General features: G+C 55.6%; 22 protein-coding genes. 4 read left to right on the forward strand and 18 right to left on the reverse strand.

Annotation, left to right across the window (positions count from 1 at the left end; translation table 11 throughout):
* Window positions 1–62: 62 nt before the first annotated feature.
* From gatC to DPF_RS07235, 17 genes are all read right to left on the reverse strand, one after another.
* Window positions 63–347: an Asp-tRNA(Asn)/Glu-tRNA(Gln) amidotransferase subunit GatC gene (gatC, locus tag DPF_RS07160; RefSeq protein ID WP_069858441.1), complete on the reverse strand. Its 285-nt coding sequence runs from the start codon at window positions 345–347 to the stop codon at window positions 63–65.
* A gap of 35 nt (window positions 348–382) precedes the next feature.
* Window positions 383–2455 (reverse strand): penicillin-binding protein activator, encoded by a 2073-nt coding sequence (locus DPF_RS07165; protein ID WP_069858443.1) that lies wholly within the window; start codon window positions 2453–2455, stop codon window positions 383–385.
* 109 nt (window positions 2456–2564) lie between these two features.
* Window positions 2565–4475, reverse strand: a complete 1911-nt coding sequence (dnaK, locus tag DPF_RS07170; RefSeq protein ID WP_069858445.1) for a molecular chaperone DnaK — start codon at window positions 4473–4475, stop codon at window positions 2565–2567.
* A gap of 220 nt (window positions 4476–4695) precedes the next feature.
* A complete protein-coding gene (gene grpE, locus DPF_RS07175; RefSeq protein WP_083254535.1) occupies window positions 4696–5271 on the reverse strand; it encodes a nucleotide exchange factor GrpE in 576 nt (191 codons plus the stop codon).
* 164 nt (window positions 5272–5435) lie between these two features.
* The gene (gene hrcA, locus DPF_RS07180; RefSeq protein ID WP_069858447.1) at window positions 5436–6467 is read right to left on the reverse strand and encodes a heat-inducible transcriptional repressor HrcA; all 1032 of its coding nucleotides are present in this window, start codon (window positions 6465–6467) and stop codon (window positions 5436–5438) included.
* 111 nt (window positions 6468–6578) lie between these two features.
* Window positions 6579–7496 (reverse strand): dTDP-4-dehydrorhamnose reductase, encoded by a 918-nt coding sequence (rfbD, locus tag DPF_RS07185; RefSeq protein WP_069858449.1) that lies wholly within the window; start codon window positions 7494–7496, stop codon window positions 6579–6581.
* 230 nt (window positions 7497–7726) lie between these two features.
* Window positions 7727–8098 carry a DUF1844 domain-containing protein gene (locus DPF_RS07190; RefSeq protein ID WP_218069965.1) on the reverse strand — a complete coding sequence of 124 codons (372 nt, stop codon included), beginning with the start codon at window positions 8096–8098 and terminating at the stop codon, window positions 7727–7729.
* A 99-nt stretch (window positions 8099–8197) separates the two neighbouring features.
* Entirely contained in the window at window positions 8198–9361 is a 1164-nt protein-coding gene (locus tag DPF_RS07195; RefSeq protein WP_069858819.1) for a pyridoxal-phosphate-dependent aminotransferase family protein, read from the reverse strand.
* A 237-nt stretch (window positions 9362–9598) separates the two neighbouring features.
* The gene (locus DPF_RS07200) at window positions 9599–11440 is read right to left on the reverse strand and encodes a UbiD family decarboxylase (protein ID WP_069858451.1); all 1842 of its coding nucleotides are present in this window, start codon (window positions 11438–11440) and stop codon (window positions 9599–9601) included.
* A gap of 23 nt (window positions 11441–11463) precedes the next feature.
* Window positions 11464–11862 carry an FxsA family protein gene (locus DPF_RS07205; protein WP_069858453.1) on the reverse strand — a complete coding sequence of 133 codons (399 nt, stop codon included), beginning with the start codon at window positions 11860–11862 and terminating at the stop codon, window positions 11464–11466.
* Window positions 11863–11948: 86 nt separating this feature from the next.
* A complete protein-coding gene (locus DPF_RS07210; RefSeq protein ID WP_069858454.1) occupies window positions 11949–12212 on the reverse strand; it encodes a DUF493 family protein in 264 nt (87 codons plus the stop codon).
* A 188-nt stretch (window positions 12213–12400) separates the two neighbouring features.
* Window positions 12401–13636: a phosphoserine phosphatase SerB gene (gene serB / locus DPF_RS07215; protein WP_069858456.1), complete on the reverse strand. Its 1236-nt coding sequence runs from the start codon at window positions 13634–13636 to the stop codon at window positions 12401–12403.
* 111 nt (window positions 13637–13747) lie between these two features.
* The gene (locus DPF_RS14040) at window positions 13748–13900 is read right to left on the reverse strand and encodes a hypothetical protein (RefSeq protein WP_176724171.1); all 153 of its coding nucleotides are present in this window, start codon (window positions 13898–13900) and stop codon (window positions 13748–13750) included.
* Between the two features lie 100 nt (window positions 13901–14000).
* Window positions 14001–15065 carry an aminofutalosine synthase MqnE gene (mqnE, locus tag DPF_RS07220; protein ID WP_069858458.1) on the reverse strand — a complete coding sequence of 355 codons (1065 nt, stop codon included), beginning with the start codon at window positions 15063–15065 and terminating at the stop codon, window positions 14001–14003.
* Window positions 15058–15963 carry a signal peptide peptidase SppA gene (sppA, locus tag DPF_RS07225; protein WP_069858460.1) on the reverse strand — a complete coding sequence of 302 codons (906 nt, stop codon included), beginning with the start codon at window positions 15961–15963 and terminating at the stop codon, window positions 15058–15060. Before sppA ends, mqnE begins: the two co-directional genes overlap by 8 nt.
* Window positions 15964–16056: 93 nt before the next feature.
* Complete coding sequence (rimO, locus tag DPF_RS07230) at window positions 16057–17367, reverse strand: 30S ribosomal protein S12 methylthiotransferase RimO (RefSeq protein ID WP_069858462.1); 1311 nt, start codon at window positions 17365–17367, stop codon at window positions 16057–16059.
* 165 nt (window positions 17368–17532) lie between these two features.
* The gene (locus tag DPF_RS07235; protein ID WP_069858464.1) at window positions 17533–18552 is read right to left on the reverse strand and encodes an elongator complex protein 3; all 1020 of its coding nucleotides are present in this window, start codon (window positions 18550–18552) and stop codon (window positions 17533–17535) included.
* A gap of 268 nt (window positions 18553–18820) precedes the next feature.
* Here DPF_RS07235 and DPF_RS07240 point away from each other — a divergent pair, with 268 nt between their 5' ends.
* Window positions 18821–19117, forward strand: coding sequence for an integration host factor subunit alpha (locus tag DPF_RS07240; protein ID WP_069858466.1), 297 nt, complete (start codon window positions 18821–18823; stop codon window positions 19115–19117).
* Here the strand turns inward: DPF_RS07240 and DPF_RS07245 are convergent.
* A complete protein-coding gene (locus DPF_RS07245) occupies window positions 19101–19844 on the reverse strand; it encodes a septal ring lytic transglycosylase RlpA family protein (RefSeq protein ID WP_069858468.1) in 744 nt (247 codons plus the stop codon). The genes DPF_RS07240 and DPF_RS07245 overlap by 17 nt on opposite strands.
* Before the next feature lie 108 nt (window positions 19845–19952).
* Between DPF_RS07245 and DPF_RS07250 the strand changes: the two genes are divergently transcribed.
* The 3 genes from DPF_RS07250 to DPF_RS07260 all read left to right on the forward strand — a co-directional run bounded on the left by DPF_RS07250 (window position 19953) and on the right by DPF_RS07260 (window position 24086).
* Complete coding sequence (locus DPF_RS07250) at window positions 19953–21752, forward strand: N-acetylmuramoyl-L-alanine amidase (RefSeq protein ID WP_069858470.1); 1800 nt, start codon at window positions 19953–19955, stop codon at window positions 21750–21752.
* 75 nt (window positions 21753–21827) lie between these two features.
* On the forward strand, window positions 21828–22511 hold the full coding sequence (locus tag DPF_RS07255; protein WP_176724208.1) for a DUF554 domain-containing protein: 684 nt from the start codon (window positions 21828–21830) through the stop codon (window positions 22509–22511).
* Between the two features lie 171 nt (window positions 22512–22682).
* Window positions 22683–24086, forward strand: coding sequence for a tetratricopeptide repeat protein (locus DPF_RS07260; RefSeq protein ID WP_069858475.1), 1404 nt, complete (start codon window positions 22683–22685; stop codon window positions 24084–24086).
* The last annotated feature ends 5 nt before the right edge of the window (window positions 24087–24091 follow it).

Below are 24091 nucleotides of genomic sequence, written 5' to 3' on the forward strand. Positions count from 1 at the left end.
TGGCTTGGCCCGAGCAGGATGTACATGGATCCGTATGGGCAAGCAGGGGGCATGGAGAGAGATCAGACGATCTTGGGCACAATGAAATACCGGCCATCCTCTTCCGGTGCATTGCCCAGGATCGCCTCCCTGGAGGTGGTCTGGACCACGTTGTCATCCCTGAAGACGCTGACATGGTCCACGGGGGAATACATGGGCTCGACCGAAGAGGTATCCAGTTCGTTGAGTGTATCCATGTAGGCCAGAATGGTGTCCATCTGGGTGGCGCAGGAAGCGGCCTGCTCTTCTGTCATGTCCAGTCTTGCCAATAGTGCTATTTTATTGACTTCATCTATGGTGATACCCATGAGGTGCTGTCCTTGATACTGGTTGGTGAGGGGTGTTACTCGGAAATCCGGATGTCCGTAACCGGTATTCGTGAACCGGAATGTACCGGCTTACTGGAAAACGTGTTCGGGGAGCTGTTTGGATCCGGGTTGTCGTCGGCTTCAATCGTCGCATTGAGGGCGGCCATTCGCGCCTGACGGCGCGCTTCCCGCTGGGAGCGTTTGTGGGTGATGCGTTCTGGATCTGCCGGAAGTGGCCCCTTTTCGGTTGGCTGGAAGACGAAATAGTCCTGTGTGGCCACGCCCCTTTCGTCCCAGGAGAGGGGCGCTATTGTCCAGGAAAAGGCTTGCTGGGACCGCAGGGCTTCGTTGACCGTTTGCGGATCAAGAGGAGATCCTAGAAAACCCAGCCCGGCGGCAAAGCGGGTGAAGTCAAAACCCAGGGCGGTCCAGAATTCGGGATCGTCCTGTCCGGTTTTCTGGAGAATGCGGTTGAGTTCCTTCATCCCCAGGCCCGGATTGTTCTTCCACCATCCTCCCGGATACACGGCCAGATCAAAGTAACTCGCTTCCAGGGGGGAATCGGGATTCTTGCCCTGTTCCCAAAGCTGCGATCCCAGAAAGAGCATGCGGTTTTCATTGTAGAAAAAGAATTGGGGGACAATGAGCTTGGCGTTCTTAAGGGTGTCGGGCAAAAAGACCGCCTTGAAGTCCGGTTCCGGGTTGAGATCGTCCTTGTTGTGACTATCGGCCTCAAGCAGTTCGGCAACGGTTTTTCCCCAGGCGGCTGGTTGTCTGGGGTCATAACTTTCCATGCCGTTGATGGTTCCGCCCTGGCTTGTGGCCTCTTCCCAGAAGTGTCTGGCCATGGCACGACCATAGGGTTCCCTGGGATATAAAATGGCAAACCGGGTAATGTCGTTGGCCAGGGCGGATTTGACCATGGCCCGAACCTGATCCCGGGGACTCCCGAAGAATCTCCAGGCCTTGGCCCCTTCCTCGTCTATTGTGGACATGAACGCGAAAAATGCCCGGTTTTTTACCAGACCGTGTTCAAGAACGGATTCCCAGGCTGTTTTGCGCAAGGGACCACCCACAACGCGGCACGTGGCATCAAGTTGTTCCAGTTCCTTTTCCCAGCCCGGCATCGAGGAATTGATAATGGTCACCTCAAGATCCATTCCCTGACTGGTGAGGTACCATTGACCAGCCCCGACTCCTTGGGCGATGCGCCAGCCGATGGAGGCGTAGGGCCCCTGGAGGGGAATGACCAGGGCAATGTGCTGCCGGGGATGACCCATTCGGGTCAGCAACGCATCAAGATCCCGGCCAAAAGGAAAGGGGCCGGCCCATTGGCTCTTGTCCCTGAGGGCAATGAGATTCTGCCAAACCTGTGGCCAAAGGGTCGTGTCCTCTTCCAGCCGTTTCAGGTCGTAAACGCCGGTGAGAACATTCTTGGGGAAGGTGGTGATGGAATCCTGTCGGGTGGCGTTGGCTGCCTCTGCCAGAAGAGAGAGGGGTTTGCCCTGTACCAGCTGGAGGACTTCGGTTTCCAGGGATTGTCGCTTTTGGGCGGTGGTTTCCAGATCGTATTGCAGACCGTAGATGGCAAGAGCGCTGGCGAGTTTGTCTTGCTCACTGAAACGACGGATGAGTTCCGTGGCGACATTGGCTCTGGTGGTCCGGGGCAGGGCCGTATCCTTGAGCAGGGACATCAAAAAGTGCTCTGCGGCAGGAGCGCCTTGGCGTTTTTCCGTCAAGGCGGTCTTGGTCGCGTTCCAGGGCCAGGAACTCATGGCTTCGGGGATGGCCTGTGCCCATTGGCCAAGGGCTTCCTGGGCCGTGTTCCAGTCGTGATTGTGCACGGCGCTCATGGCCAGTCGTTCCCAGGCAACGGGCATGAGCTGCCTGGACAGGGAGGGTTCCTTGAGCAGGGCAGCATAAAGGCGCTGGCTTTCCGGATAGTTGGCTGCCTGCCATGCCGCATCGGCCCTGGTTGCAAGGTGTATTCTGTCCGGCAAGGTCGCCTTTTCCATCTGGGGCCCGGGTTGGGTGATGGTTTTTTTGCCGCATGCCAGGGAAAAAATCAGGGGCACGAGAAGCAGAACAACAAGGATATGTGTTTTCATGGATGCCGGACAGGAAAAAGGGAAGGGTCAATGATGCAAAAAAGGCCTGGACCACGGGAACAGTGGACCAGGCCTTGTACTCTAGGAAGGTGGTATGAGCCTGTCAAGGCTATTTGACTTCGGTGTAGTCGGCGTCCACAACGTCTTCATCGTCGGATTTACCTGCACTGCCCTGCTCGGCACCAGGCTGCTGTTGTGCACCGGGCTGGCCTTCGGAGGATTTCTGGGCGTAGAGCTTCTCGGCCACCTTGTGGGATGACTGGGCCAGTTCCTCGGTAGCCTTGGTAATGGCTTCGGCGTCATCGTTTTCCATGGTTTTCTTGAGGGCTTCTATCTTGGTCTCGATTTCGCTCTTGAGGGCGGCGTCCACCTGCTCACCGAGATCCCGGAGGGATTTCTCCGTGGTGTAGATCAAGCTGTCGGCATGGTTGCGGGCTTCAATGAGCTTTTGACGCTTTTTATCTTCGTCGGCGTGTGCTTCGGCATCCTTGACCAGGTTTTGGATCTCTTCCTCGGAAAGGCCGCTGGAAGCGGTGATCCGGATGGACTGTTCCTTGCCCGTGCCCAGATCCTTGGCCGAAACATTGACAATACCATTGGCATCGATGTCAAAGGTGACCTCGATCTGGGGTACGCCGCGGGGGGCAGCAGGGATACCGGTCAGTTCAAAGCGTCCCAGAGTCATGTTGTCCGCGCACATGGGCCGTTCGCCCTGAAGCACGTGGATGGAGACCGAGGGCTGGTTGTCTGCCGCCGTGGTAAAGGTCTGACTCTTGCGGGTGGGAATGGTGGTGTTGCGTTCAATGAGCTTGGTAAATACGCCGCCAAGGGTTTCTATGCCCAGGGACAGCGGGGTGACGTCGAGGAGCAGAACATCTTTGACATCACCGGCCAAAATGCCGCCCTGAATGGCCGCACCCATGGCCACCACTTCGTCGGGGTTGACGCTCTTGTTGGGATCCTTGCCAAAGATGCCGGCAACCTTGGACTGGACCAGAGGCATGCGGGTCTGACCGCCAACCAGCAAGACTTCGTTGATTTCGTTGGGCTTGAGGTCAGCGTCGTCCAGGGCCTTGCGACAGGGGCCTTCGACCCTGGCGACCAGGTCCTGACACATGGATTCCAGTTTGGCCCTGGTCAGCTTGATGTTCAGGTGCTTGGGACCGTTCTGGTCGGCAGTGATAAAGGGCAGGTTCACGTCCGTTTCCATGGATGATGACAATTCCTTTTTCGCTTTTTCAGCAGCTTCCTTGAGGCGCTGCAACGCCATGTTGTCTTTGCTCAGGTCAATGCCATTATCCTTCTTGAATTCGTCAACCAGGTAGGAAATGACGATTTCATCGAAATCTTCACCGCCCAGAAAGGTGTCGCCGTTGGTGGACCGGACTTCGACGACGTTGTCGCCTACTTCCAGGATGGAGATATCAAAGGTACCGCCGCCCAGATCGAAAACAGCGATTTTTTCATTGGCCTTTTTCTCGGCGCCGTAAGCCAGGGAAGCGGCTGTGGGCTCGTTGATGATACGCTTGACTTCGAGGCCGGCGATACGCCCGGCATCCTTGGTGGCCTGGCGCTGGCTGTCATTGAAATACGCGGGAACCGTAATGACCGCTTCGCTGACGGTTTCACCCAGGTAGGTCTCGGCATCCTTTTTGAGCTTTTGCAGGATAATGGCCGAAATTTCTGCAGGGCTGTATTTTTTGTCGTCGATCTGCACGTAGGCGTCACCATTGGGGCCAGCAACAATCTTGTAGGGGCTTTTCTTGGCCCAGGCCTGGATCTGCGGGTCGTCAAATTTTCTACCCATGAGTCGCTTGACCGCGAAAACAGTCCTTTCCGGGTTGGTGACTGCCTGACGCTTGGCAATTTCGCCCACAAGGCGTTCCTTGTCGGTAAAGGCCACAATGGAAGGCGTTGTTCGCCCACCTTCGGGGTTGGTAATGCATTTTGCGTCCTTGCCTTCCATGACATAGACGCAGCTATTGGTTGTTCCGAGATCTATTCCTATAATCTTTCCCATACTGTCCTCCTGAAAAATGAATGGTATCGAAAAATGGTGTCAATGGGCTCTTCCGGCAGCAGTGAGACAAAGCAACATGCCGAGTCGGGTGGATTGTTGTCTTGCCCGTGCCGTGTCCGCAAGCTCAAGGCATTGGCGTTCGCAGTGAATCATAATGCGCCAAATGATGTTGTAAAGGGGAAGGCACGTAAAAAGTCTGGAATATGCCGTGTTCAGGACATCACTTGTCGTCGGTGTCACACTGCTTGGTCACAACAACTTTGGCGGGTCGAAGCAGCCTGTCGTGGAGCTTGTATCCGGTCTGCAGAACCTGATTGACACAACCGCTGTCCATCTGGGGATCAACAACCTGGGACATGGCCTCATGGATGGACGGATCAAAGGGTGCGCCGACATGGTCCTGACCGATAATGGTCAGACCATTTTTTTGCAGCACTTCCTTGAAGATGTTCAGGGTCATTTCCACGCCCTGAACGAGATTGTCGCAGGCCTGGTCGTTTTTGCCGTGCTGCAGGGCCAGTTCGAGATTGTCCACCACAGGGAGGATGCTTTCGATGATCCCGCTGGTGGCGAATTTGCAGAATTCCTCTTTTTCCCGGACAAGGCGTTTTTTGAGGTTTTCCGCATCCGCCAGAATGCGCAGAGACTCCTTTTTCTGGTCTTCAAGTTCGGCGCATACCCGGGCATACTCCTCTTCCAGAGAGGGTTCCTTGATCTCTTCCTCTTCCTTGATGGTTTCCTGCTTCTCGGAAGCCTGTTCGCTGGCCGACATGGTTTCCTGGTTGTTTTTTTTCATGAGACCTTCTCCTTGGGTGACAGTACCTGACGCAAGGGTAGCCTGGGGAGCGTCGAGGCCCGCTGCATGGACAATGATTGGCAACTCGCATGACAAAAAGGTTCTGTCCATGCGTGCGTTCTGAAATAAATGGTAATGATGTGATTCGTCGCCCTGAAAAAGGGCTAGAAACGCGACTGAAGCATCTGACTAAGTACTTGAGCTGTAAAGTCAACCATGGGGATGATTTTCGCGTAGTTCATGCGCACCGGACCGATGACGCTGATCATCCCGGCGGTCTGATCGGAAATGGTATACGGGGACGATACCAGGCAACAGTATTCGAGATCTTCCCAGGATTTTTCCTGGCCAATGACAATGCGCGAATCATCCTCATCGGAAATGGTGTCAACGAGTTCCAGAAGTCTGGAGCGTTCCTCAAGCAGTTTGAAGATATCGCGCATGGCCTCGATGTCACTGAATTCCGGCTGGGCAAGGAGGTTGCTCGCGCCTTCCACGAAGATTTCGCGTTGGGTGTCGGTGGCGCATGTCTTGTTGGCAAGGATCAGGGCACGTTGGTACAGGGCGTCGAACACCTGCTTGGCGGCACGCATCTGGGCGCGGATTTTCTCCCGCACCGTACCAAGAGGCTGCCCCTGGAAATGGCTGTTGAGATAATTGGCGTACTTGACCAGTTCGTCAGAGGTGATCTCCATGTCCACGTCAATGATCTTGTTCCGAACAATGCCGCCCTGGAGCACCAGAATGGACATGATTTTGCCCGGGGTAAGGAGCACAAAATCAATGTGTTTCCACTGCACGTGGCCCTGACTTGGTCCCAGAACAAGGCATGCCTGTCTGGAAATGGAGGAAAGCACCCGTGAGGTGTTGCGGAAAATATCTGAAGGATCCGAGCCAACGTGACCCAGGTTGTCCGAAATGGCATCCATTTCGTGCCCGGAAAGGGGGGGGATCTGGAGAATGGTGTCCAGGAAGTAGCGGAGTCCTTTTATGGTCGGGACACGGCCGGCAGAGGTGTGCGGTTGATCAAGGAATTCCTTGTCGGCCAGGTCGGCCATGGTGTTGCGGATGCTCGCAGGGCTGAGCTTACTGCGTGATTTTTTGGCCACAATCCGCGAACCCACTGGCTTTGCCGTGGCAATGTATTCGTCGACAACGATCGTCAGGACATCGATTTCTCGGGGAGAAAGTTCCATGATTCACCTGTTTGGCACTCATTAAGATAGAGTGCCAAATATAAATACGCATTCATTATTTTGCTGTCAAGACAGTTGGGGAACCGTCATGTTCTTTTGGTGGGCAAGGGATCAATCTCTTGGATCAGTGAGGCAGGCATGGTCTTTTTCAAACAGATAGGCGCGCAACGCCTGAATCCAGGGGCGCGGTGTCAACCCTGTGGCGCGGACAAAATCCGAACAGTCCAGAACCGAGTAGGCTGGCCGGACGGCCTTTTGGGGAAAGTCGGCCGAGGAGATGGGCCTGGCATGGCAGGGGACGCCCGTGCAGGCAATGGCTTCGGCTGCCAGCTCGCACCATGAGGCGTGTCCCGTGTTGGTGAGATGGAAGATGCCCTGTGCTCCTGCCTTGACCAGGGCAAGGGTGTTGCACGCCAGGTCCATGGTGTACGTGGGGCAGCCGACCTGGTCGTGGACAATGTCCAGGGAACGGCGGGTGGCGGCCAGGGTGAGAATCTTGTCCACGAAATTGGTCTTGTAGGGGCCAAAGAGCCATGCTGTCCGGATGATGAGGGTTTTGTCCCATCCAAGGGCCATGACGCCCTGTTCGCCTTCCAGCTTGGTGGTTCCGTACACGGACAGGGGATTGGGTTCGTCCTGGGGAAGGTAGGGGATGGATTTTTTACCGTCGAACACGAAATCGGTGCTGTAGTGGATGAAATACAGGTTACACGATTTGGCGATGCGGGCCAGGAGTATGGGTAAACTGGTGTTCAGCCTGGAGGCTGCCCTGGTTTCCTCTTCGGCCTGATCCACCTGGGTGTAGCCGATGGTATTGAAAAGGTGGCTTGGTCGGTGCCGTTCAATATACGCTTCCAGGCTGGTCTGATCAAAAACGTCCAGATCATCCCGTCCGGGGCAAAGCAGGTCCCAGTGTTGTTCCTTGAGAACGTGGGCAAGGGCCTGCCCGAGCAGCCCGGTTTTTCCTCCGAGGACCAATGCCTTTCTGGCGGCTGAAGGTTTGTGTTGCAGGGGGTTGTCTGGTGTCATGGCGAGAGTATCCGTCCTGGCGATACGTATTCTGCAAGCCCGAAAGCATATGCATGACGGGTCAACACGTCCGTTGTTCCTGGTCCTTGTTGCCCAACCGACCATCATCGCCCTTTGGTCGGTCACTGCATCCTGGCCCTGTGCTTTTGGTTCCCGGCGAGATGGTTGTGTGCGTCGGCGTCACGCCCCGGGGAGAAACTATGGGCTCGGGTGGTATCCCGGCCGTCCGATTAAGCTGTGCGTTGCACGAATTTGACTCTGAGTTCGAACAGAAGATCCCGGATCAGCCGTTCTTCCTCGCAAGTCAGGTTGCCCTTGGTTTTCTCCTGGATCATTCCCAGGATGTCGATGGTCTGTTTGGCCAGGGGGATGTTCACGGCAGCTTTGCCTGTCTGGAGGTCGGGAATCTCGCCCAGATGTACCAGAACCGTGGAGCTCAGGGACATGACAAAGGTGGAAAAGTCGAGTTTGGGCATCTGCCCGGTATCTGTTGCCTTGGCTGTTTCGTGGTATTCCTGGGCGGCTTTTTGTTCGGCCTCTCGTCGCTGGTGGGTTGCATCCGGGGATTCATGTTCCCCGCATGGGGCGTTGTGTTCGGACATGAGCACTCCTTGGGCTGAATCGTTTCCGCAAGGGGCAGACTCATGGGGTCGGCTCCCTGCTCTCGTGTGTACAATCAACGGATTATTGCAAGCTGGTGCCTACGCGGAAACATGCTGTTCAAGCCCCTGTTCGTAGGCTTTCATGGCCAGTTCCAGATAATTCTGACAGCCGGAATAGCCCCCGCAAGCCACATAGGACTGACGCAGGGCGTAGAGACCGGCCAGAAGATCGCTCCAGTCCACATGGCCCATGTGACCCAGCCGGATCATTTTTCCCTTCATGGCACCCTGGCCGCCTGCGGCCACGACTCCGTAATCCCGGGCCATGGTTGCGAGAACATCTGATGCGTCAACGCCCGGAGGCATGAGCAGGGAGGTCAGCCCCCAGGTGAATCGTTCCAGGGCCAGAAGTTCAAGACCCATGGCCGAGATACCGGCCCTGGCCATCATGGTCAGGGCCCATTGCTTGCGAAAGAGCTGTTGCAGTTTGTCCCCCTTGAAGTGTTCCAGGCTTTTGGCCAGACCGACCAGAAGACTGATCCCCGGGGTAAACAGTGTCTGCTGCTGTTCGAGTTGCAGCCGTTCCTTGGGCAGGTTGAAATAGAACTGTTTCGATTTGACAGTGTGCACCCGTTCCCAGGCCCGTTGGGAAAGGGCTATGAACGCGAGACCCGGAGGGAGCATGAGTCCCTTCTGTGATCCGGTCAGCAGGCAATCAATGCCCCATTCGTCCATGGGACAGGGGGAAACACCCACTGCGGAGATTCCGTCCACCACCAGCTGGACGTCGCGTTTGCGGGTCATCTCTCCGATTTCTTGAATGGGATGGAGAACACCTGTGGAGGTTTCCGATGCCTGGATGAGGATGCCCTTGATGGCTGGCCAGCGATCAAGGCTGTTTAAGACGTCGATGACCTTGACGGGTTTTCCCCAGGGAACCGGAAGGATGACCATTTCCAGCCCATGGGATTCGGCAATGGCGGACCAGCGCTCCCCGAATTTGCCCCCTTCGATGACCAGGACCGTTTCTCCCGGTTGAAAAAGATTGGTCACTGCCGCCGTCATGGCCCCGGTGCCGGAACAGGTCAGGGGAAGAACAGGTTGCGACGTGCCGAAAAGGTGCTGCAGCCCCTGCTGGATTTCGCCCATGATCTTTTTGAACGCGGGTTTGCGGTGATGGATCATGTCCTGGGCCATGGCCAGGCGGACGTCTTCGGGCAAGGGGGTTGGACCGGGGGTGAGCAGGCGCTGTTTATTGAGCATGATCAATGATTCTCCATGAATCGGATGGGTTCGAAGGGGAGGATGGGTTAGAAGCAGATACACTCCAAAGGCCATTTACTCCAAAGGTTGGCGGGATGCAACGCAGGGATGGACCTGATTTTGGCCTAGCAGAGGTGTCTGCCTGACGTGTGCTCCTTGGGATGCGGGCTGGCATGGTCTACCCAGAACCGGAAGACAACAGGCTTGACGGGAGGATGTCTCCAGGCTCGGTAGCATTTAGATGATGCCATGCAAGGGACCACCCGGCGCGCCAAGGGCATCGACCTTTTTTTCGATGGCCGGATCAGGATCAAGAAGCGGGGCGTGAAAGGATTTGATGCGCGCATCAATGATCACCGGGCCCGTGCACCCCCAGTGTTTGCAACGGATAAAACTGCCCACGCCGTAGATGTCGGTGGCCGGATCCGAACGGGTAAAGGTGACCCAGAGAAAGTTATCCCAGGTTCGGGTGGTAAAGTCCGGGTCATCCACAATGACCAGCAAGGGGAAGCCGAAATCGTCCCCCTGGCTTTGCAGGGTGTTGCACAAAACGTCCACAAGCGGGTCGGCTGTGTCTCTGGGAAGCTGGTGTCTGGGGCCCTGAATGACCAGCATTCCCGGTTCAAACACCCTGGGATTGGTAAATGCCCCGGGGAGATGAAACCGGGTGGGCAGCTGGGTTGCAAGGCGGTTGACGGGCGGTCCTGCAACCGTCCACATGACCTTGGAGCCTTCGTTTAAGCCCGTTCCCGAATAGTCCAGGGTGTCCATGGTCGTTTTGGTGACAAAATGGAGGTCCCTGGTGGGGTCAAGACGTTCCAGAACATGGCGGAAGAAGGCAGGCACGTGGTGACATGACAGGGACAGATCATCTTCGCGGGCGGCAATGAACAGGTACTTGGCCAGGGAGGTCTGGGTCGATCCCAAAAGGGCCAGTCCGTTTGTGACCAGTTCCCGGGGTTTGCGCACCGGGGCATAGGGAACGTACCGCTCACTTCCCAGGGCGAGGAGCAAGGGGTGTACACCGGCCGCATCCACGGCATGGACCTGGTGAATGCCCGAAAACACGGTGGGCACGAGATCCCTGGTGAGTTCGTGAATAAAGGTCCCGAAGATGGTGTCTTCCTGGGGGGGGCGGCCCACCGTGGTAAAGGGCCAGATGGCATGGGGCCGGTGCAGCACCGATGTCACCTTAAGTACGGGAAAGGGATGGGTCAGGCTGTAATAGCCCAGGTGGTCACCAAAGGGTCCTTCGGGTTTTTGGGCATGGGGATCCACAATGCCCGAGATGCAGAAATCGGCTTGAGCAGGCATGGGCAGATGTCCGGATCGTGTCACCATGGGAATACGGTGCCCTGCCAGCATACCGGCGAAAAAGAGCTCGGGAAGGTTTTCCGGAAGGGGCATGATGGCCGCCAGGGTCATGGCCGGCGGGCCCCCCACAAAGATGTTGACGCGAAGTGCCTGGCTTTTTTCAATGGCCTCGGCATGATGGACGCCAATGCCTCTGCATATCTGATAATGCAGACCGACTTCCTTGTTGGGGACAAATTCGTTTCCCGCCAGCTGGACCCGGTACATGCCCATGTTGGAAAAGCGCATTCCCGGTCGTTGGGGAGAATGGGTATACACCTGGGGCAGGGTCACGTACGGACCTCCGTCCATGGGCCAGGAGACCAGTTGGGGAAGGTCGGAAAGGGTGGTTTCGTGCTCCAGAATCGGTCCGGTAAAGACTTTCCTGGGAAGGGCGTGATAGGCGGCAAGGGCCAGGGAAGGCACCTGCCAGGGGCGTTTGAGGAGCACCGAAGGATCGGCTTTGGCCGCAAGTACGCGTCTGACCCGGGGCAGGGTCTTGCGGAAAATGAACCGGATGCGGTCCACGGTCCCGAAGATGTTGCCGGCCATGGGAAAGGAACATCCCTTGACCCGGGTAAACAGCAGGGCCGGACCGCCGGCCTGGAAGACGCGCCGCTGGATGGCCCCCATTTCCAGATGGGGATCTATCTCCTGATCAATGCGCACCAGCTGGCCGTGACGCTCCAGGTCATCCAGACATTGGGAAAGATGGGTATAGGTCATGACAGGACCCTGATTGCTGAGATTTATGGTCCGTAATAGGTGATGGTGGGGGGATGGTTGTTCATCCAGTCTTTAAGGGCCCGCATGAGCCAGTCCTTGAATATCTTCCGGGTTGGAGGAAAGAGCAGCAAAAGGCCCAAGGTGTCGGTGATGAACCCGGGGGTCAGCAGAACCAGCCCCGCCACCAGAATGATGGCCGCATCCACAAGATCATTGGTGGGCATGATGCCCCGATTCATGCTTTCCCGGATGCGCAGCATGGTCTGCATGCCCTCGGTTCGGGCCAGCCAGGCCCCGGCAAAAGCCGATATGATGACCAGCATCACGGTGTTCAGTGCACCGATAAGCGATCCCACGTGGATGAGAACGTAGATCTCAAGGACCGGGAGCACGGCAAAGGCGATAAAGAGTTTGGTGAACATGTTGGTGTACCTTGGGGTCAATGGCGCGAAAAGCATGGCACAAGAGCCTGGTTCATCCCCGGGAGCGCGGACAACTGATTCGCAGGTCAGAGCATGACAATCCCCTGGATGGTTGCCGCCCGCTTGTAGACGTCAATGACCTGGGCGGATGATTCCATGCCGGTTTCCACGGTTATGGACATGTACTTGCCCGTGCGTGAGGCGGTCTTGCCTATGAATGCTTCAGGCCCGAACAGGCAGACCACCTCTTCCTGTCTGGCCTTGGGGACAATGAACTTGAAGGTATAGCAGCAGGGCCACTCATGGGCCTGGTCCAGACGTTGGGCAAGTGTTGTGTAATCAGTGGTCATGGTTCAAAGATGTCTTAAAAAATGCATGGTGCAAGCTGACGGACGCCGGGCCGGATGTGCTCTCCTGGCCTGGATGGCAGGGTTGTTTTTCGTGGGCCAACCGCCAACCTTTGGCCAGAGGTGAGGTCGCACGCAAGGGCAATGACGAGGCGTCCGGTCTTGGCTTCTGCCAAAAGGTGGGTTTCTGATCAACCCTTTGGGGTGTGCAGGGTAAGAACGGTTTCCCTGTCCCTGATGCCCATGAAGTACAACACCGCGTCCAGCCCGAGGTTGGAGATGGCCTGCCCTGCTCCCTTGCGGACCACGGGCTTGGCATGAAAGGCAATACCCAGACCGGCCAGATCGAGCATGGGCAGATCATTGGCCCCGTCTCCCACGGCAATGACCTGGTTGAGATCAAGGCGTTCCTTGTGGGCGATTTCCCGAAGCAAACGGGCTTTGCCGGGACCATCCACGATGTCTCCGCAAATGTTTCCTGTCAACCGGCCTTCCCTGATTTCCAGATCGTTGGCAAAGACGTAATCCACACCAAGCCTTTTTTGAAGATGTTTGCCAAAATAGGTGAATCCTCCCGAGAGGATGGCCACCTTGTAGCCCAGTTGTTTCAGGGTGGAGATGAGCCGGTCCGCCCCTTCGGTCAGGGGAAGCCGGGTTGCGATGTCTTCCAGCACGGTTGCGTCCAGCCCCTTGAGCAGGGCAACGCGCCGGGTCAGACTTTCCTTGAAATCGATTTCTCCCCGCATGGCCGATTCAGTGATGGCCACAACCTGATCCCCAACGCCCGCAGCTTTGGCCAGTTCGTCAATGACCTCCACCTGGATGAGGGTGGAATCCATGTCAAAGGCGATGAGCCTCCGGTTTCTGCGGAATATGTTGTCTTCCTGCAGGGCGATGTCCACGCCCATGGTTCGGGAAATGTCCAAAAAGTGGGCATGCATGGCTGAGAGATCCCTGGGGGTGCCGCGCAGGGAGAGTTCAATGCAGGCCCTGGGATGATCATCGGGATCGGCAAACGAGGTCCTCCCGGTGAGACGGGTCATGCCGTCGATGTTCAGAGCGTTGTCATAAACGATGGTGGCCACTGCTGCCAGGGCCTCGGCCGTGATGACCCTGCCCAGCAGGGTCAGAATGTAGCGTTTTTTTCCTTGGGCCTGCACCCATGTTTCGTACTGTTCCGGGCCAATGGGGGTAAAGGTCAGGCTGACTCCCAGGTTGTGGGCAGCGTAGAGAAGGTCCTTGAGGATGGGTGAGGATTCCGATTCTTTTGGCACCTCAATCATCAATCCCAGGGAGAGGGATTTGTGGATCACGGATTGGCTGATGTCCAGGATGTTCACCTTGTACCGGGCAAGTACCGTGGACAATGCCTGAGTCAGACCCGGCTGATCTTGGCCGGTGATGCTGATGAGGATGATTTCGCGCATGGGATACGTCCTGTTTGGCACGGCGTGTACGAAAAAAGGCGCAGATTGCTGCGCCTTTTTTCGTGGTCGATGATTCCATTGGTTTCTGTCGCCTCGGCAACAGGAAATTTTTTAATGATGTTCGGCTTCCTTCATCCCTTCGCGAATGCGGTAGATGGCCGCAATGATGATGGCGGCAAGATAGGTCAGAATGCCCAACACCCCGACGGTTCCGGCAATCGAGCTGTGCAGCATTCCGTTGATCAATGTGGAAAGCATTTCCATGGCCAGGTCCTCCTCGAACAGGTTCGCTTGTTATCACCAGATACAAATCACTTGCTTCAAACCCCGAGAAGGGAAAAAAGTCAAGGGAAACAGCGACAATTTAGACTTGGTTGAAAAAGGTATCCCGCTGGATGGGGGTAAATCCTGCTGCGGCAATGTACTGGCAGAGCTGGTCCTGACCCAACCCCTTGGGAGATGCCGAGCCGGCAGCATGACCTATTTTTTCTTCGACAATGGTCCCGTCGAAATCATCAGCTCCGGCCCACAGGCCCATCTGGGCGGCTTTGACCCCGGCATAGGCCCAGTAGGCCTTGATGTGGGGGATATTGTCCAGGTAGATGCGTGAGATGGCGATGGTGCGCAAAAAGTCTTCCCCGTCAGGTCCACTGGCCTCCAAGGCATTGTTGTCCGGCTGGTAGGGCAGGGGGATGAAGCAGAGGAAACCACCCGTGGAATCCTGCAGTTTTCTGAGGGCATGGAGGTGGTCGATGCGATTTTCCCAGGTTTCCACATGGCCGAAAAGCATGGTGCAGTTGGAATAGATGCCAAGGGAATGGGCTGTGCGGTGGATGTCCAGCCACTGGGTTCCGGGAATTTTTTCCGGGCAGATCTTTTGACGCAGATTCGTGTCAAATACCTCGGCTCCGCCTCCGGTCATGCACTTCAGTCCTGCTTCCTGCAGATCCGAAAGTACCTGTTGCACGGATTTATTGTATTCTTTGGCCAGAAAGGCGATTTCCACGGCAGTGAACGCCTTGATGGTGGCCTCGGGTCGGACTTCGCGGACCGTTTGGAGCATGGACAGAAAATAGTCGTAGGTCAGGGCCGGGTTGAGTCCTCCCACAATATGTATTTCCCGGATGGGTTCCTTGATACGTGCCATGAGCCGGTCACGGATCTCTTCCCGTGAGTAGACATACCCTCCGGGTTGCCCTTCCCGTTTGCTGTAGGCGCAAAAGGTGCAGGCGTTCTGGCAGACATTGGTGTAATTGAGATGCTGGTTGTAGACGTAATAGGCCTTGTTGCCATGGAGGGCCTGTCTGCGCATGTGCCCCAGCTGACCCAGGTCGTGGATGGATGCGGTGCGAGCCAGATGGAGGGCATCTTCCTGGTTGAGACGTCCTCCTTCCTGCACGTGTCGGATGATGATTGTGAGTTTATTCATAGCTGAGTACCCATTGCGGGCCAAAAGGGATCGCGTTTTCCGGGATGATGTTGAGTGAGGTCAGGATACGGGAAAGCAGTGGTTTTTTGACCGGGGGACCTTCAAGGAGCACGGTTTCTTTGGTAATGCCCAGTCCTTTCTTGAGACCGCGTACCGCATCTTCGAATCCGCCCATTTTGTCAACCAGGCCAGCTGCAAGGGCCTGCCTGCCGGTCATGGCCCTTCCGTCGGCCAACGGCCTGATGGTTGCGGGATCCATGTGCCGGGACGCGGCAATATCGGCAATGAACTGTCCGTGAAGATCATTGGCCAGCTCCTGGAAATACTGCTTTTCTTCCGGAGTCATGGGCCTGAACATGGTTCCGGCGTTTTTCAGGCTTCCACTGGTTATTGTCTGTTCCCTGATGCCCAGTTTCTGCATCATTTCACCGATATCCGTGAGTTTGACCTTCACGCCGATGCTGGCGGTCAGGGTGCCCGGATTGGCCCAGATTTCCGAAGCCCCGGCAGCCACATAGTACCCTCCTGAGGCGGCCACCGCTCCCATGGAGGCTATGGTTGGCTTGTCCTTGGCAAGGCGCCTGACGGCCTGAAAAATTTCCTGTGACGGTCCGACCACGCCGCCGGGCGAATTGACCCGGATGATGACCCCCTTGACCGAGTCGTCCCGGTGCAGTTTGTCGATCCAGGCCGTAATGGCCCGGGAGGAGGCAATCACTCCGGACACATTGACCACGCCGATCTTGTCCCCTCTGCTCAGCCAGCCAGGGCGTTCGTTGGGAAAAAAGAGGGAGGCGAACAGGTACATGCTGCCCGTCAGCAGGATAACGGCCAGGAAGATGAGCAGAAAACCGAATACCAGGGGATGGCGGGCACTGAATTTCATGGATGGTTGCATGAAAACCTCGCAAGATGGGCGTTGATGGCAGGGTGCTGGTTGGGAGAAACCCTATGCATAGGCAAGATGGTCTGGTTTGTCACTTTCCGAAGACTACTCGACCAGGCCGACCAGATCGTAGGTCTTGGTTTCGTGGATGCGTGCCTGGACAAGTTTTCCCGGTTCAACCCCGGGGCCGCTGACATAGGTGACCCCGTCCACTTCCGGCGCCTGGAACCAGGTCCGTCCCGTAAAGAGTCCTTCCCATTCCGGACAGGGTTCGTCCACAAGCACCGGCTGGAGGGTATCGGCATACGCGCACAGGTTTTCCCTGCTGATTTCGGCCTGGATTTCCATAAGACGTGTTTTGCGGTCTTCCTTGACCGTTTGGTCCACCTGTCCTTTCATGGCCGCTGCCGGAGTCCCTTCTTCGGGAAAGAAGGTGAATACTCCCATGTGGGTGAAGCGGATGGCCTGGACCGTTTGCACGAGATGTTGGAAATGGGCGTTTGTTTCCCCGGGATACCCCACGATCATGGTGGTGCGAATGGCTGCATCGGGCATGTGGGTTCTGATTCGGGAGACGATTTCCAGGGGGTCATGCATGAACGGGCGTCCCATGGTCCTGAGAATGTCCGGATGCGAGTGCTGGAAGGGGATGTCCAGATAGGGAACAAGAGGTTTGCCGCACGAGGCCAGAAATGCAAGACGTTCATTAGTCAGACCGGCCGGGTAGAGGTACATGAGCCGGAGCCACTCGAGCCCGTCCAGGGGCAGTACGCGCTCAAGCAGGGTTTCCAGTCCGTGTTGCATGCCCAGATCCTTCCCGTAGGCGGTCACGTCCTGGGCAATGACCACCAGTTCTTTGACCCCTTGGGACAGAAGGTGTTTGGCCTGGTTCACGATGGTGTCCACGGGCTGGCTGCGCAGCGGCCCCCGCAGGGAAGGAATGGTGCAGAACCGGCATGCGTTGTCACAGCCTTCGCTGATTTTCAGATACCCGTATCCCGGTGACGTGGACAAGGCCCGGCTTCTCTCGTTGGGTATGTTCCGGTGCAGAGCCTGCTTGAGGAGGGCTGGAAGCTCCTTTTGTTGGGGAATGGTCACAAACAGGTCAACCTCCGGAAGTTCCTGACGCAGTTCCTGCTCGTAGCGCATGACCAGACAGCCGGTGACAACAAGGAGGGGTTTGGGATTGAGGTCTGCAATGGCGTCGGCCGTTTCCAGAATGGTCTGAACGGACTCCTGTACGGCGGGCTCGATAAATCCGCAGGTGTTGACGAGGACGACATCGGCCTGTTCGGGAGTGTCTACGGCCTGGATGGACGAAAGCATGGTGCCGAGCATGACTTCGGTATCGACCCTGTTTTTGGGACAACCGAGGCTTATGGTATGGATACGAAGCGTGTTCGATAAAGTGGTCATGGTGATCGTGGGTTGGAAGGTATGCGCGCACCAGGGTGATGGTCGCGTATGGTAACAGACAGCGTCCGTGAGGGTGTAGCCCTGTGCCATCGGACGGTTGTGGCCTCATTTCAAAGAGAGCCGGTATTGCGCCATGCGCTGCATGGTCCGCATATTGACCGGTTCCTATTGCAGGGTGAAGAACGGGTTAGGGGTGTATTGGACCATTGTTCTGGTGATGCCCGCCCGGGCGAGTCGGGTCTCATTTCCCTTGCGGTATCCCCAGAGTTCTCCACTGTACCTAGTGGGTACCTTCAGAGAGCGGGGCGGATGTCCCAACCTGTGTACCTGTTCTTCAATGATTTCCGCAAGGGCTCTGGATCGGACCATGTTGCCCAGACTGGGGTGCCAGGGACCGGCCAGGACATTGTCCAAAAGCAGGGGCTCGGGGGTCAGTCCTATGCGGATGACAGCAATGCCATGGGACCAGAGTTGTCTGATGGCCCAGGCAAGCTGGAAAAGGGTTTCTTCCATGTCCAGGGGAATGTATGTGCCCTGGCGAAACCAGCTCGCCAGAACGGTTCCTTCAAGTACCAGGCAGGGATAAAGGCGGATGATCTGCGGGCGGATGGTGCAGCATGTGCGTATGTCCTCCTGCCAGGTCTGCCAGTTGTGTCCCGGCAGGCCGGGAAGCATTTGCAGGCCGAGTTCGAGCCCAGCCTCCTGGATCATGGTACATGCCGCAAGGGCTGTCTTTTGGTCGCAGTGCCGCAGGGCCCGGTCAAGGATATCCTGGTCAAAGCTCTGAATGCCCAGTTCGACCATGTCCAGACCTGCCCGGGCCAATATCTGCAGCATGTCCGGCGTAATGGCATCGGGGCGGGTTGAGCACCTGATGTGGGAGATGACCCCCTGTTTCTTGTAGGTCAATCCCACGTCAAGGAACCTGAGCATCCATTCCCGGGGTATGGCCGTGAAGGTTCCTCCGAAAAAGCCCAGACCAATGGGGGGCAAATGGCGCTTTTTGCGCGCTTCCAGATCATCTGCAAGGTTCTTGAGGCGCGCGGACAGGGATTGGCTCGGCTGACCGGTTTGCAGGTTCTGGGAGCAATAGATGCATCTTCCCGGGCATCCCTGAAAAGGCAGGAATACGGGAAAGGTTGGGGGATGCTTGCGGGAAGGTTCTGGATGGTTGAATGATATCATATGGTTATAAGTTGGCCTGCCCTGCATGGTGCCCTTGGCTCCGAAAGCCAGGGCGGATTTTTGGCCGTTTTTCCATGTCCGGGAACAAAGATACGCCTTTTGTCATCATAGTGGTTTAACTGCTTATTTCTCTTGAAAAACCTTGTCGATTTGTGTAAAGATGCCTATAAGCATGTCTTGCCACTTATTCAAAACGCATGAACGAACACGATCAATCAACCATCCTTTGGAGCCTTTGCCAACGATTTAACCCTGTCAGGAGAAAGCGATGAGTTCGAGAACATTGACCAAAGCCGATATTGTCAACGCTATTTACGAGAAGACCAACCGCAACAGGGCTGAAGTGAAGAATCAGGTGGAAAGCCTGCTTTCCATTATGAAACGGGCCATCAAAAAGGATTACGCCCTGTTGAGCAGTGGATTCGGTAAGTTTGAGGCTTATGAGAAAAACGCGCGCAAGGGAAGAAATCCCCAGACGGGCGAAAGCATTATCCTGCCGCCCCGCAAGGTGGTCGTGTTTCGCATTTCCAGAAAGTTCAGGGCAGAACTCAATCCGCAAGAATAAAGCTTGAAGGGGATTGTACCGCAAGTCGCTTCAAAGCGCTTTGGGCGTCGGCCATGGTCGCGAAGCTCCCTGCATGGACTTGCCAGAATGTTTGTCCGTTCAGGTTGATGGGGTGGATGCGGCTTTGGGCGTACCCCTGTTGCTGCATCTTGCTGCACACCTTCAGGGCGTTGTCCTTGATGGTGAATGAGCCCACCTGCACGTAGAAAGGGCCGGTTAGCCACGTTGTCCGGGTCCCTTCAGCCTGGATGCGGACCCGGGCGGTTCCCGGTCCCACAATACCCAGATCCTTGGCCGCCTGAAAAGAGAGGTCAAGGATTCTGTTTTTGACAAACGGCCCCCGGTCATTGACGCGAACCCGGGTTGTTTTGCCGTTGTCCAGATTGGTCACTGTGAGCCATGTCTGCATGGGGAGGACCCTGTGGGCGGCCGTGCGCTGATGCATGTCGTAGACTTCGCCGCTTGCGGTCAATCGGCCATGAAATTTGCTGCCGTACCAGGAGGCAATGCCTGTTTCCGTGTAGTTGGTTGCCGAAGGCAGGGGGGTATAGGTCTGCCCCATGACCGTATAGGTTTTTTGCGTGGCCTTGTGCTTCGGAGGAGTTGACGTCCTGGGGGGCGCAGGCCGGCCATGGTCGACGGCGATTTTTTGGCCGCAGCCCGTACCCACAAGCAGACATGCCATGATGGTGATCAACAGGGCCGGCCACGATGTTTGCTGATTCATGTTTGTTCCTTTGTGCCGAGGAAATGGATTTGCAAGACCATCTTGAATGCCGGTCATGCCTTGGGGTAAACCTTTGACAGCATCCCGACATCGCTCTACCAAGGTTCCATGCCGCAACATACCCGTATACTTTCCTGTATGCTTCTGGTCTGTCTGTTCTTCCTCATAGGGGGAACGGACTCTGCCTTTTCCGCATATCCTTCCCAGGAATTCAAGCAGGGATGGAGGGATTTTCACCGCCTGCTCGATAATCCGCGTAAGGCGAAGTATCGTTCCCACTGGTATGCGGTCAAGGACCATTTCCAGCGCGCCTACACCCAGTCTCCCAAGGGCTCCTACGCGCCCAAATCCCTGTTCTATCTTGGTCGTGTCTATGACGAGATGTCCAAGATCTCCATGCTCAAGTCCGACGCCCTCAAGGCTGTGGATTATTACACCCGGGTGGTTCTCCGGTTTCCTGATCATTCCTGGGCTGACGACGCGTTGTTCCGCAGGGCCCAGGTGGAAATGAACCAGCTCAAAGACAAGGATCAGGCCTACCTGTCATTGCTTTCGATCGTCCACAAGTATCCCAAAGGGGATATGGCTCCCAAGGCCAAAAAGATGCTCGAAAAGCTGGACAAAACGAATCGGAAGACGGTTCGTGCCTCCTCGTCCAAATCCGCGTCCAAGTCCGCATTGTCATCGGCTCCATCGACTTCCAGAACTCCGGCCAAGAAGACCGTTTCCCGGAGTTCGCATGCATCGCCCAAGCCTGGTACCCAAACGGCGGCTCATCTGGTCAGGGTCAGGCATTGGTCAAGTAAGGATTATACCCGGGTTGTTCTGGATCTTGATGAACAGACCGGGTTTTACAACCACCTGCTCAAACCTGATTCTTCCCTGAAAACACCGCACCGCCTTTTTGTTGATCTGAAAAACACGGGCGTAGGTAGGGAGATTGCAACCGAGCAGCATGTTGCCGACGGCATCTTGCGCTCCATTCGGGTGGGAAGGCATTCCAAAGAGGATGCCCGCGTCGTCCTGGACATTGATTCCATCGATAATTTCAGGGTTTTTTCCCTGTCCAATCCTTTTCGGGTGGTTATTGACGTCTATGGGGACAAGACTGGCGGGACAAAGCCTTCCCCTGCAGACACCCGCAGCGCGTCCACGAGTAACACGACCATTGTCTCCCAAAATGCCCAGAGCAAAAGTGTGGCCCGCAGTCTGGTGGAACAACTGGGATTGAAGATCAAAACGATCATGGTTGATCCCGGTCATGGAGGCAAGGACCCTGGTGCCGTGGCCAACAAGATCCGGGAGAAGGACATCAATTTGAAGATGGCCAAGATCCTTGGAAAGAAGCTGGAGAAAAAGGGGTTCAAGGTCTTGTACACCCGAACCACGGATGTGTTTGTGCCTCTTGAGGAACGTACGGCCATGGCCAATGCCAGAGACGCCGACCTATTCATCTCCGTGCACTGCAATGCCTGCCCGGACAAGCGGGCTCACGGGTTGGAACTCTACTATCTCAACCTGGCCAAGTCACGGGATGCTGTTCGCGTAGCTGCGCGTGAAAATGCCGTCTCGGTGAAGAAAATCAGTGATCTTCAGGTCATCCTCACCGACCTGATGCTCAATTCCAAGATCACCGAGTCCAGAGATCTGGCCAAGGATATCCATACCAAGTCGTTGAACAAGGTCCGGACCAAGTACAAAGTCAATGATCACGGGGTCAAGGGCGCTCCCTTTTATGTGCTCATGGGCTCCAAAATGCCTGCTGTCCTGGCCGAACTGGGGTATATCACCAATGCGGCGGAGGCCAAGCGTCTGCGCTCCACGGCCTATCTGGACCGGCTCGCCGAGGGGATGGTCCAGGGGGTTCTGGCGTACCAACGTCGGATCGAAGGCCTTGCCGGTCTGTGATGGTTTGGGTGCCGAAGCATGCTGTGAGCGGATACGGCCGCATAATGAAAATGAAGTACACGGGAGAAGGACATGATTGTACCTGTTGGTACATTGGTGAATGCTTCGGCCATAGCCTTGGGTAGCGTGGTGGGACTGGTCCTCCGGGGGCGTTTCCCCGAGCGCATCAGGATTGTTTCCTTCCAGGGGGTGGGCTTGTGTGTCCTGGTCATTGGCATGCAAATGGCCTTTGACATGAAGAATGCCCTGATGGTGATCATTGCCGTGCTTTTGGGCGGGATCCTTGGGGAACTGCTTCGGCTGGAAGAATTGTTCGAGCGGCTGGCCCTTTGTCTTAAGGGGATGATTCGGTCCAAGAACCCCCTGTTCACGGACGGATTCATTTCGGCTTCCCTGATTTTTTGTATCGGAGCCATGGCTATTGTGGGTTCGTTTGACGAGGGTATCCGTGGAGATCATTCAGTGCTGTTTACCAAGTCTGTTCTCGATGGGTTCACCTCGGTGGTCCTGGCCACAACCTACGGTGTTGGCGTGCTTTTTTCCGCAGTGTCCGTTTTGCTGTATCAAGGGGTACTGACGCTGTTTGCCACCTCGTGCCAATCCCTGTTTTCCCCGGATATTATTGCCCAACTCACGGCAACAGGCGGGGTCCTCATCTTAGGTATCGGAATCAACATACTGGAAATCAAGCAAATTCGCATTTCCAGCATGTTGCCCTCTCTGTTCATTATCGTCCTTTTATCCATGTGGTCCGTGTAACCCGTTTAGCAGGTTGTGAGTAGTAATCCATCGGCTTACACCTTCGGGAGCAGTAAGGCTTGTCCTTTCTGCGCGCGTGTACCTATCCGGTCAACATCAACGATTGAATGTTCGTCATTCATCGGTGTTGAATGGTAACGTATTCTTGCGGGTAGTTGTTGTGAGCATGCAATGAAAAAAAGAGAATCCCTTAATCAAATCGTACGGTACTTTGTCGACAATGGTGGTGGTTTCCTGATCGTGAGCCAGGACGACGTGTTTTTGCGGATGTTCAAAGGTTTCATGAAGGTTTTGCGACTGGCTGACACAAGCATGCACCATGATCCCTTGGGCCGGCATTATATCAGGGAAATCCGCAGGATGCTTGATCGTTTCAACCGGGTTATCGTCTTTATCGAAGCCACTCTCGAAGGGCGCAACAATACGCAGTACTTCCGGCATATCAAGGATATTCTGGATGATCGGGTGACCATCATCTGCCTGTGCAACGAAAGCGGGCGCGATACTCTCAGTCTGTTTCGGGAACTGGGTGCCGACAATACCATGGTCAAGCCCGTATCCATCGATACCATCGTCAAGAAGATCGCATTTTCAATTAAGCCAAATAATTTCAGAGCGTTAGTGGCTAAATCAAAAAAAGCCATTGCTCGCGGCAATTTTCGGACCGCTCGGGTCATTGCCCAGGAGATCCTCAAGGCCAATCCCGAAAGCACCATTGCCTATATCCTTTTGGGCGATATTCACCGCCGTAACAAGGAGTTTGATCTGGCGGAACAATGCTATCGCAAGGCTTCGCAAAACGCCCGGATGCACTTGCAGCCTCTGGAACGGCTCGTGGATTTGTATGGTGAACTCGGTCGTTTGACAGAACAGCTTAGTATATTGAAATTAATGGATAAGATTTCTCCACTCAATTTTGAACGCAAAATAGCCCTTGGCGATGTCTATGCCAAACTCGGAAAGGCCGGGCAGTGTGTTGCCTGTTACGAGGAGGCTCTTCAATTGGTCGGTATGCAGGCCAGGGAGATGATCAGCTATTCCAGAATGCAAGTGGGCACCAAGCTCAAGGGCGTAGATGCTCAACGCAGTCTCGCTTACATGAAGGAGGCCCTTGAGCTTAAGGCCGATGATTTGCGTGCCAGTGATCTTTGGATGTTCACCGAAATCGGTGGCGTGTTGCGCAAGAGGGGACAATGGAAGGATGCCGTCACATACTATAAGAGGGCCATGGAGATTGTTCCTGACGATTGGGGACTGGCGTATAATCTTGCCATGGCCTATTTTCAGGGTGAGCAGTATCAGAAGGCTCGGGAGTATATTGAAGCGGCCCTGGAGCATTATCCGGAGCTTCTCAATCTTGATGCTGATATCCCTTATAATATCTGTATGATATATTATAAGCTCGGGCAATATTCAGAAGCTTCCCAATACGCGAAGATTGCCTGTATCAATGATCATGGTCACGTCCCTGCCAGGCGACTTCTTAATGACCTCAAGGATCATTGCGTCAGGGAATCCGGTGCCGATACCACGGCTTGCAGAATGTATGAAGACGTGCCGGCATTTCGTCCTTAAAGGCG

Source organism: Desulfoplanes formicivorans, from assembly GCF_001748225.1.
GTDB lineage: Bacteria > Desulfobacterota > Desulfovibrionia > Desulfovibrionales > Desulfomicrobiaceae > Desulfoplanes > Desulfoplanes formicivorans.

Excerpts from the sequence above, each read along its gene's own strand:
- rimO (WP_069858462.1), bottom strand. The coding sequence starts at position 17,367 with ATGACCACTTTATCGAACACGCTTCGTATCCATACCATAAGCCTCGGT.
- DPF_RS07250 (WP_069858470.1), top strand. The coding sequence starts at position 19,953 with ATGCCGCAACATACCCGTATACTTTCCTGTATGCTTCTGGTCTGTCTG.
- sppA (WP_069858460.1), bottom strand. The coding sequence starts at position 15,963 with ATGCAACCATCCATGAAATTCAGTGCCCGCCATCCCCTGGTATTCGGT.
- mqnE (WP_069858458.1), bottom strand. The coding sequence starts at position 15,065 with ATGAATAAACTCACAATCATCATCCGACACGTGCAGGAAGGAGGACGT.
- serB (WP_069858456.1), bottom strand. The coding sequence starts at position 13,636 with ATGCGCGAAATCATCCTCATCAGCATCACCGGCCAAGATCAGCCGGGT.
- dnaK (WP_069858445.1), bottom strand. The coding sequence starts at position 4,475 with ATGGGAAAGATTATAGGAATAGATCTCGGAACAACCAATAGCTGCGTC.
- DPF_RS07200 (WP_069858451.1), bottom strand. The coding sequence starts at position 11,440 with ATGACCTATACCCATCTTTCCCAATGTCTGGATGACCTGGAGCGTCAC.
- DPF_RS07260 (WP_069858475.1), top strand. The coding sequence starts at position 22,683 with ATGAAAAAAAGAGAATCCCTTAATCAAATCGTACGGTACTTTGTCGAC.
- DPF_RS07195 (WP_069858819.1), bottom strand. The coding sequence starts at position 9,361 with ATGCTCAATAAACAGCGCCTGCTCACCCCCGGTCCAACCCCCTTGCCC.
- DPF_RS07205 (WP_069858453.1), bottom strand. The coding sequence starts at position 11,862 with ATGTTCACCAAACTCTTTATCGCCTTTGCCGTGCTCCCGGTCCTTGAG.
- DPF_RS07210 (WP_069858454.1), bottom strand. The coding sequence starts at position 12,212 with ATGACCACTGATTACACAACACTTGCCCAACGTCTGGACCAGGCCCAT.
- gatC (WP_069858441.1), bottom strand. The coding sequence starts at position 347 with ATGGGTATCACCATAGATGAAGTCAATAAAATAGCACTATTGGCAAGA.
- DPF_RS14040 (WP_176724171.1), bottom strand. The coding sequence starts at position 13,900 with ATGGAAATGCTTTCCACATTGATCAACGGAATGCTGCACAGCTCGATT.
- grpE (WP_083254535.1), bottom strand. The coding sequence starts at position 5,271 with ATGAAAAAAAACAACCAGGAAACCATGTCGGCCAGCGAACAGGCTTCC.
- DPF_RS07245 (WP_069858468.1), bottom strand. The coding sequence starts at position 19,844 with ATGAATCAGCAAACATCGTGGCCGGCCCTGTTGATCACCATCATGGCA.
- DPF_RS07235 (WP_069858464.1), bottom strand. The coding sequence starts at position 18,552 with ATGATATCATTCAACCATCCAGAACCTTCCCGCAAGCATCCCCCAACC.
- DPF_RS07240 (WP_069858466.1), top strand. The coding sequence starts at position 18,821 with ATGAGTTCGAGAACATTGACCAAAGCCGATATTGTCAACGCTATTTAC.
- hrcA (WP_069858447.1), bottom strand. The coding sequence starts at position 6,467 with ATGGAACTTTCTCCCCGAGAAATCGATGTCCTGACGATCGTTGTCGAC.
- DPF_RS07190 (WP_218069965.1), bottom strand. The coding sequence starts at position 8,098 with ATGTCCGAACACAACGCCCCATGCGGGGAACATGAATCCCCGGATGCA.
- DPF_RS07165 (WP_069858443.1), bottom strand. The coding sequence starts at position 2,455 with ATGAAAACACATATCCTTGTTGTTCTGCTTCTCGTGCCCCTGATTTTT.
- rfbD (WP_069858449.1), bottom strand. The coding sequence starts at position 7,496 with ATGACACCAGACAACCCCCTGCAACACAAACCTTCAGCCGCCAGAAAG.